Consider the following 7843-nt stretch of genomic DNA (forward strand, 5'->3'; position numbering starts at 1 on the left):
GGTCCCAGTGCAGGCACCAGGGAGGAGTGTGGATGGTCATGGCTGGAGGGGGATCAACAGGTCGCTGTCGCCCACTGCCAACAACCGGCCCTCAGCGCGAAAGCGGCAGAGCAGTTTGGTCACTGTGACCCGGGTCAAGCCGCACAGATCGGCCAGGGCCTGGTGGGTGAGGTTGAGCTCACTGAGCGAGAGGCGGCAGCCGTGACGGTTGACCTGGCCATGGGACCCGCCAATCCAGCTGAGCAGGGTGAGTAGACGGCGCTCCCCGGAGCGGATGCGCTGGATGGTGAGGAGCTCCGCCAGCATCTGGCGCTCGCGCTGCAGGTGTTGGTGCTGATCGCGGGGATCGAGCTCGATGTGCTCCACCACCACGGTGGTGAGGCACTGCAACTCCAACGGCTGGACCACAGGATTCTCAGAGGTGATCACGTCACCAGGGCCCCATAGGCCCAGGGCGATGCACTCGCCTTCGAGATCCCAGCTCGCAGACCGTACATAGCCCTCATGCAGGCGCCAGCCCATCCCTTCAGGGAGGACGTCCTTGGGATGGAGCGTGAACTGCAAGGGCTGCTTGAGCAAAGAAGACGTCACCGGTTTGGTGGGCGATGGGGCGGTTGTTCGATCAACGACAGGCGGACAAGCAGGGGCATTCGCAGACAACAGGCCATGACAGGCAAGCAACTTGCCTGAAGTATGCCCTAATTCCGATAGGTGTACCGGTATTTCCAGGCACACGAACAGGGACGCCTTGGTCTCAGATGTAGAACATCGGCGCCGGTTGCTGCAGGCTGTCCCGCTCCAGCAGCAGCTGGGCCAGGGTGGTGGACTGCAGCACGGCGGCCCGGGCCTGCTCGGCTCGCTTAGCCAGACCCTGGAGTACGCGGAACTCGGCGTCCTGGCGATCACCCTGGCGCTCCGAGCGGGCCTCGCCTTCCAGGCACTCCTCCACCTCCGCGATGGTGATCTGCTCCGGCGGCCTGCTCAGCTGAAAGCCGCCGCGGGGCCCGCGGATGCTGTTGAGGTACCCTCCCTTGCGCAGTGCCGTGAGCATCTGCTCGAGATAACGCTCGGGCAGGCCATGGCGGCGGCTGACCTCACCCACCTGGACCAGCTCTCCAGAGGAAAAAGCCGCAGCCAGATCGATCAAAGCCACTAGTCCGTATTCCGTTTTGGCGCTGAAGGCCATGACTGGCTCGAGGTCGCTCGGCAAGCCTAACAGAAAGAACGGTTAGCAGATAGGGAATACACCTACATGCCTCTGTGCCCCGAGCCACTCAGGCCCAGGCGGCAACGAGCCTACTTTGCACAAGTTCCCTATCGATAAACCGTGGATACGATTTCTTTCCCCGAGCCCCTGCGTCGCCGGCAGCTGCTGCTGACAGGGCTCGCTGCCCTGCCCCTGGCCGTGGCGGCTGCCACCACCTTTGACGCATCTCAAGCTGAGGCCCAACAAGCACCAAAGCCGCTGACCCTCACTGTTGTGTCCTACGCCGTCACCAAGAACGCCTACGACAGAATCTTCAAGCTGTTCTCTGATGATTGGAAGAAAAAATCAGGGCAGACCGTCACCTTCAGGGGCAGTTACGGCGGCTCCGGCTCCCAGACCCGCGCTGTGATTGATGGACTGGAAGCCGATGTGGTCAGCCTGGCCATGGCCGCTGACGTGAACAAGATCCAGCAAGCAGGCCTGATCAAACCAGGCTGGGAAAAGGAAAACCCGAACAACTCCACACCCATCAACTCCACCGTGGTGGCCTTCGTGCGTCCCGGCAATCCCAAGAAAATCAATAGCTGGCGAGACCTCGACAACAAAAACGTGGACGTGGTCACGGCCAACCCGAAGACCTCCGGCGGAGCCCGCTGGAACTTCCTGGCCCTCTGGGGCGCCATCACCCGCTCGGGTGGCTCGGAAGCCCAGGCCCGCAGCTTCATCACCGGTGTCTACAAGAATGCCGATGTGCTGCCCAAGGACGCCCGCGAAGCCACCGATCTGTTCATCAAGCGCAAGCAGGGCGATGTGCTGCTGAACTGGGAAACAGAAGCGATTCTGGCCAAGCAGAAAGGGGAATGGTCAGCCCCGTACAAACTGTTCAGCCCCAACGTATTAACGGAGCAGCCCGTCACCGTGGTTGACAAAGTGGTGGATAGCCGTGGCAGCCGCAAGGTGGCGGAGGCCTTCGTGAAGTTCCTCTATACGCCCCAGGCCCAGAAGATCTTCGTGGACAACGGCTTCCGCCCCGTGACACCTCAGGGCAAGGCCTATGCCAAGGGCAAATTCCAGAACGCGAGCTTCTTCAGGGTGAGTGATTTCGGTGGCTGGGCCGGCGTCGACAAAAAGTTCTTCGGCAAAGGCGGGATCTGGGATCAGATCTTCGCCAGGACCCGCTGAAACAGGACGTCCACCAGAGCGCCAGATGCAGGACAGGCAGGATTGACGGATCCCCGGTCGGACAACCGTGGTATTCTGTACCTCGAATTTCCGACCGGAAAACGTGACCAATGCTCCCCAGCACCTCTCCGCCCTGCTTGCGGCTGGCTCTCTGGTCCTCCTGCCCGCCTGCGGTGGGCCACCGCAAAGCTCCGGCAATGGCGACCCGGACGGCCAGAAACAGCTACTGCTTGTGAGTTACGCCGTCACCAAGGGGGCTTACGACCGGATCGTTCCCAAGTTCATCTCGGAATGGAAAGCCAAAACGGGCCAGGAGCTGGAGATCAAAACCAGCTACGGCGGCTCAGGCACCCAGACCAGGGCGGTGATCGATGGCCTCGATGCCGATGTGGTGACCCTGGCCCTCTCGGCTGACGTACTCAAGCTCGAGGAATCGGGACTGGTGGATGCCGGCTGGGAGAAGGAGTTGCCCAACAACAGCATCATCACCAACTCAACGGTGGCTTTCCTGACCCGTCCGGGTAACCCCAAGCAGATCACCTCCTGGGCCGATCTGATCAAGCCAGGCATCACGGTGGTGACAGCCAATCCCAAAACTTCAGGCGGTGCCCGCTGGAACTTCCTGGGCCTCTGGGGCTCTGTGACCCAGACGGGAGGCAACCAACAGCAGGCCGAGGCCTATGTGAGCAGCGTGTACAAAAACGTTGACAACCTGCCTAAGGATGCGCGAGAAGCCTCCGACGTGTTCCTCAAGAAAGATCAGGGTGATGTGCTTCTGAACTACGAAAACGAGGCCATCCTTGCCACCAGGACCGGTGATCTAAAAGATCCGTTCCTGGTGCCAGAAGTGAACATCCGCATCGAGGGTCCGGTTGCCGTGGTAGACAAGAATGTGGAGCGAAAGGGCACCCGTAAGGCGGCAGAAGCCCTTGCCAAGTATCTGTTCTCAGAAGAAGCACAGGCCATCTTTGCCGAGGAGGGATTCCGCCCCACCAACCCCACGATCTGGTCACAAGTCAAAGATCGCTTTGCCCCCGTCAAGCAGTACTTCACTGTGCAGGACTTCGGAGGCTGGGGCCTGGTGAACAAGGAGTTCTTCGGTAAAGACGGACTCTGGGATCGTCTCTTCGCCAAAACCCGCTGATCCGGCCATGTGCGAGCTGCTGGCCCTCAACGCCAACACCCCCACCGACATGGGCTTTTCCTTTCGGGGACTCAGTCGCCGCGGTGGTGTCACCGGCGAGCACGCCGATGGCTGGGGGCTGGCCAGTTTCAGCCCCACTGGCCATGGCCTCACCCTGCTGCGGGAGGACGCCCCGGCCGCCTTCTCCGCCCTGGCGAATCAACTGTCTGAAAGCTCTGCCAAGGCTCTGGTGAGCATCGCCCACATCCGTCAGGCGACCCGCGGGGTGGTGGCGCTGGAGAACTGCCATCCCTTCGCGCGCACCTGGCAGGGCCAGAGCTGGGTGCTGGCCCACAACGGCGACCTGAAGGGCGAGATCCCCCTGGGCGTTCGCTATCGCCCGTTCGGCACAACCGACAGCGAGGCCGCCTTCTGCTGGATCCTCGAGCAGCTCGATCTAGCCCGGGTTGATCCGGAGGATGCCGGTGCCCTGTTTGCCCTCCTGCATAACTGCGCCTCGCAGCTGGCCCAGCGAGGCACCTTCAATGCCCTGATCAGCAATGGCCAGTGGCTGTTTGCCACCGCCACCACCCGGTTGCACTGGCTCAGCCGCCGGGCCCCCTTTCGCACTGCCACCCTGGCCGATGCGCCCCTTCAGGTGGATTTCTCCGCCCTCACCACAGCCCATGATGTGGTGACGATCCTGAGCACGGAGCCCCTCACCACCGATGAGTTGTGGCACCCCTTTCAGAAGGGTGAGTCGATGCTGCTGATCAACGGCGAGATCCGTCAGCGCAGCAACGCAGCAGCGCCGCAGCAAGAGCCCCATCCGGTTGGAGTGGGGTTGTGATCGCCCCGAACCGGATCGGCCTGGCATGACCAGCTCCCCAACACCAGCTCTATCCATGCCGGCGGCTTCTCAGGCCTCAGCCGTGAGCCTGAGCGAGGCGTCACGTTTCTGGCTGAAGCTCGGGCTGGTGAGCTTCGGTGGGCCGGCAGGGCAGATCGCCCTGTTGCACCGGGAGCTGGTGGAGCGGCGGCGCTGGTTGAGCGAGCGGCGCTTCCTGCATGCCCTCAACTACTGCATGCTTCTGCCCGGTCCGGAGGCCACCCAGCTGGCCACCTATCTGGGCTGGCTGATGCATGGGGTGTCTGGTGGCCTGATCGCCGGTGGGCTGTTTCTGGCCCCCTCGGTGCTGGTGCTCACGGCCCTGGCCACGGTCTATGCCCTCTGGGGCCAGCTGCCCCTGCTCGTTTCGGTGTTTGCCGTTCTCAAGCCGACCGTGCTGGCGATCGTGCTGGTGGCGGCCTGGCGGCTGGGCCTGCGGACCCTGCGCACCCCCGTGCTGCTCGGCATTGCCGTCGCGGCGTTTCTGGCTCTGGCGGTGTTGCAGCTTCCCTATCCACTGGTGGTGGTGGGCGCAGCCCTCTGCGGCCTGGTGGTGGGCCGCTGGCGATCGGGGCTGTTGCTGGTGCCAGGTCATTCAGCCCCACCGGCTCAGCAGACCAAAAGCACCACAGCATCAAACGCCGGCATGTCCGAGGTGGAGCCCATCCACGGAGACCAAACGTCGACGCCGGAGCACGCCCGCTTCTGCCGCCGCCGCCTGGCACTCACCCTGCTGGCCTGGGGATTGGCCCTGCTCATTCCCCTGGCGCTGCTCACCGCTGCCGGCGGCTGGAACGGCAACCTCGCGCTGATGGCCCGCTTTTTCTCCCGGGTGGCGCTGCTGAGCTTCGGTGGGGCCTATGCCGTGCTGCCCTATGTGGCCCAGGGGGCGGTTGAGCAGTTCGGCTGGCTCTCAGCCGGCCAGATGGTCGATGGCCTGGCCCTGGGGGAAACCACCCCGGGCCCGCTGATCATGGTGGTGGCCTTCGTGGGGTTCATGGGCGGCTGGAACAGCACCCAGGGCAGCTGGCCCGCCGCCGCCGCCGCCACCCTGGTCACGGTGTGGTTCACCTTTCTTCCCTCCTTCGGATTCATCCTGGCCGGGGCGCCGCTCGTGGAGGCCAGCCGCGGCGACCTGCGCCTGGGCGCACCGCTCACAGCGATCACCGCCGCAGTGGTGGGGGTGATCGCCAGCCTGGCGGTGTTCTTCGCCGGACCGGTGCTCTGGCCCAACGGACGCCTTAATCCCGCAGCAGCACTGGTGGTGGCCCTCGCCCTGCTGGTCCTGGTGAAACTGCGCTGGAGTGTGCTGCAGGTGATTGGCGCAGCTGCAGCCATCGGTGCCGGAACCCAACTGCTGACGCAGCTGGTGGAGTGAGCGCTGTCGCCATTCAGGTGGTCAGTGGCCTGTGAATCGGCCTGGACAGCGCTTTCCCGGTAGCTCGGAGGCCATTCATGAAACGCTTTAATTGTATGAACGGCTACAAAACTGATGGCCTGGCGCCGGATTCAGGAGCAGCGGCTGCGCGGCCGGGCCTTTCAGCCCCGCTTTGAGCTCCATGAGGTCGTGGCGTCATGGCTGGGCGGTCTGCTGGCGATCACAGCTCTGAGTCTGATCAGTTCCTGGAGCCACTACCCCCTGGTCGTCGCACCCTTCGGAGCCTCCACCGTGCTGTTGTTCGGCCATCCCAGCAGCCCCCTGGCCCAGCCGCGCAACATCGTGTTGGGCAACACGGTGGCGGCCGCCGTGAGTGTGGTATGTGTGGCAAGCCTGGGCCGTACTCCCTGGGCGATGGGCCTGGCGGTTGGGGTCACGATCGCCCTGGGACAGCTGCTGCGCTGCCTGCATCCGCCTGCCGGTGCCGTCGCCCTGCTGGGCGTGCTGCTCAAGGTCCAGCCCGGATTCGTGGTGATGCCGATGCTGACGGGTTCCCTGCTGCTGACGCTGATGGCGGTGCTGTTCAGCCGTCTGCGGCCCAGGGATGACCCCTATCCCCACCACTGGTTCTGATCAGGCGGCTCAGGCCTGAACCAGCAACAGCAGGCGGTTGCCCTCGGGATCCAGCAGCCAGGCTTCCACCCCGAACGGTTCCTGCCGCGGGGGGGTGAGCAGCGATGCCCCCTGGGCTGTTGCCTGCCCAATCCAGCTGTGCAGCACCTGGGTGGAAGCGCCGCCATCGGCGTGGCGTTGCAGGCACAGCGCCAGACGGCCCAGTTGCCGGGGCTGGGGCCGGCTGCTCGACGGGGCATAGATCTCCAGGAACCCGCCGGCAGGCCAGGTCACCCGCCAGTGGGAGGCGCTCAGGCCCTGCTGCGGCTCCACCCCAAGCAGGCAGCCATAGAAGCAGGCCAGTGCCGCTGGATCGTCGGCGGCCAGCACGATCGAGCCCTTCATCTCCACCAGCTCCAACACGGCTTTGCGGCCGCTCGACCATGGCTGCCGTCGCAGAGGGGATAGCGGCGGGAGCGGCCGCAACCGCACATCAGCACGGTGCCCGCCTCCTCCAGCTGAACCTCACGGGCAATCAGCCCACTGCCCAGATGGGCGCCATCGCAGAACCAGCCCTGGCGGCTGCGGCGGCAGCTGCAGAGGTAGGAGCGGCCGGCGGGCAGATCAAGCGGCTGGGGGCCGTCAACTGGGGGAACGGGCCCTGACATCAGCGCACAATCCCCCGAATCAACGCCTGTCCCCAGTCTGAGCTGGCACACAGACGTTCGCGAGGGAAGGGCGCCGCAACAGCCTGATCGCGCTGGCTTTTGGACGGCGATCCCCGGATCCGCACCCGGTAGGCGCAGTGGACCGGTCCGAGCTGCTCCTTGAGCATCAGGGTGAGCATCGTTGTCATCTCAATGGCGCCCACGACGCCACCAGCAGGCCCGCGAGGGCCACGTGGTGCGCCTGGGCATTCGCAGCATCGTGGTGTTCCCCTGCTTCCTGTTCTCCGGGGTGCTGGTAAGCCGCATCTATCATCACAGCGACCGGGTGGCGGCCGACCACCCCGAGCTGGAGTTCCTCAAAGCTGCTTATCTCAGCGACCATCCCCTGGTGATCGACACCTTCCGCGAGCGCCTGGAGGAGGTTGTGCGCGGGGACACGCAGATGAACTGTTCCCTCTGCAAGCAACGCGCCTAGGTGCTCGGCTTCGAGACCGAAGTGGGGCGCCCAAGCACAGCCATCACCACCATGTAGAAGGGCTGGGCGAACCCTGCCAGCTCTGTGAGCGGAAATGCACTGGGGCCTGCCAGCCCACTGGAGTGCATCTGCAGGCGCAGAGCCACGAACATATCCACACCCCCTACCCCCATGCCGACCACCCAGGGCTGCCTAAAAGTGTGATCAAGCCGTGCCTGGGGCCAGGCTGCCCTCTCCCAGCGCCAGCATCCGGCTGATGTCATGGGCCACCTCCTGCTGGCCGGCATGGATCGATCGAAAACCGCTCCC

The 7843-nt window shown here is 64.4% G+C and carries 9 protein-coding genes and 1 pseudogene; 6 read left to right on the forward strand and 4 right to left on the reverse strand.

Going from position 1 to position 7843, the window contains the following annotated elements; all coding sequences use genetic code 11:
- Positions 1 to 36: 36 nt before the first annotated feature.
- Positions 37 to 564, reverse strand: a complete 528-nt coding sequence (locus KBY93_RS10950; RefSeq protein ID WP_255094433.1) for a Crp/Fnr family transcriptional regulator — start codon at positions 562 to 564, stop codon at positions 37 to 39.
- Between the two features lie 190 nt (positions 565 to 754).
- Positions 755 to 1186, reverse strand: a complete 432-nt coding sequence (locus KBY93_RS10955) for an Rrf2 family transcriptional regulator (protein ID WP_255094435.1) — start codon at positions 1184 to 1186, stop codon at positions 755 to 757.
- A gap of 141 nt (positions 1187 to 1327) precedes the next feature.
- Here KBY93_RS10955 and KBY93_RS10960 point away from each other — a divergent pair, with 141 nt between their 5' ends.
- The 5 genes from KBY93_RS10960 to KBY93_RS10980 all read left to right on the forward strand — a co-directional run bounded on the left by KBY93_RS10960 (position 1328) and on the right by KBY93_RS10980 (position 6412).
- A complete protein-coding gene (locus tag KBY93_RS10960) occupies positions 1328 to 2389 on the forward strand; it encodes a sulfate ABC transporter substrate-binding protein (protein ID WP_255094437.1) in 1062 nt (353 codons plus the stop codon).
- A gap of 103 nt (positions 2390 to 2492) precedes the next feature.
- Positions 2493 to 3533, forward strand: a complete 1041-nt coding sequence (locus KBY93_RS10965; protein ID WP_255094439.1) for a sulfate ABC transporter substrate-binding protein — start codon at positions 2493 to 2495, stop codon at positions 3531 to 3533.
- A gap of 7 nt (positions 3534 to 3540) precedes the next feature.
- Complete coding sequence (locus KBY93_RS10970) at positions 3541 to 4362, forward strand: class II glutamine amidotransferase (RefSeq protein WP_255094440.1); 822 nt, start codon at positions 3541 to 3543, stop codon at positions 4360 to 4362.
- Between the two features lie 55 nt (positions 4363 to 4417).
- Positions 4418 to 5779, forward strand: coding sequence for a chromate efflux transporter (gene chrA / locus KBY93_RS10975; protein WP_255094442.1), 1362 nt, complete (start codon positions 4418 to 4420; stop codon positions 5777 to 5779).
- 114 nt (positions 5780 to 5893) lie between these two features.
- Complete coding sequence (locus KBY93_RS10980; protein WP_255094443.1) at positions 5894 to 6412, forward strand: HPP family protein; 519 nt, start codon at positions 5894 to 5896, stop codon at positions 6410 to 6412.
- A 9-nt stretch (positions 6413 to 6421) separates the two neighbouring features.
- On the opposite strand, the gene KBY93_RS10985 is transcribed toward KBY93_RS10980, so the two are convergent.
- A complete protein-coding gene (locus KBY93_RS10985; protein ID WP_315856405.1) occupies positions 6422 to 6814 on the reverse strand; it encodes a VOC family protein in 393 nt (130 codons plus the stop codon).
- Positions 6793 to 7059, reverse strand: a complete 267-nt coding sequence (locus tag KBY93_RS10990) for a CDGSH iron-sulfur domain-containing protein (RefSeq protein ID WP_255094444.1) — start codon at positions 7057 to 7059, stop codon at positions 6793 to 6795. The genes KBY93_RS10985 and KBY93_RS10990 overlap by 22 nt, the downstream gene beginning before the upstream one ends.
- Before the next feature lie 229 nt (positions 7060 to 7288).
- Here KBY93_RS10990 and KBY93_RS10995 point away from each other — a divergent pair.
- A pseudogene (locus KBY93_RS10995) lies at positions 7289 to 7791 on the forward strand (CbiX/SirB N-terminal domain-containing protein); the annotation flags it as partial.
- Between the last annotated feature and the right edge of the window lie 52 nt (positions 7792 to 7843).

It is taken from the genome of Synechococcus sp. J7-Johnson, assembly GCF_024345795.1.
Lineage (GTDB): Bacteria > Cyanobacteriota > Cyanobacteriia > PCC-6307 > Cyanobiaceae > Regnicoccus_A.

Coding starts and splice junctions, on each gene's coding strand:
- KBY93_RS10955 (WP_255094435.1), bottom strand. CDS start 1,186: ATGGCCTTCAGCGCCAAAACGGAATACGGACTAGTGGCTTTGATCGAT.
- KBY93_RS10970 (WP_255094440.1), top strand. CDS start 3,541: ATGTGCGAGCTGCTGGCCCTCAACGCCAACACCCCCACCGACATGGGC.
- chrA (WP_255094442.1), top strand. CDS start 4,418: ATGCCGGCGGCTTCTCAGGCCTCAGCCGTGAGCCTGAGCGAGGCGTCA.
- KBY93_RS10980 (WP_255094443.1), top strand. CDS start 5,894: ATGGCCTGGCGCCGGATTCAGGAGCAGCGGCTGCGCGGCCGGGCCTTT.
- KBY93_RS10990 (WP_255094444.1), bottom strand. CDS start 7,059: ATGTCAGGGCCCGTTCCCCCAGTTGACGGCCCCCAGCCGCTTGATCTG.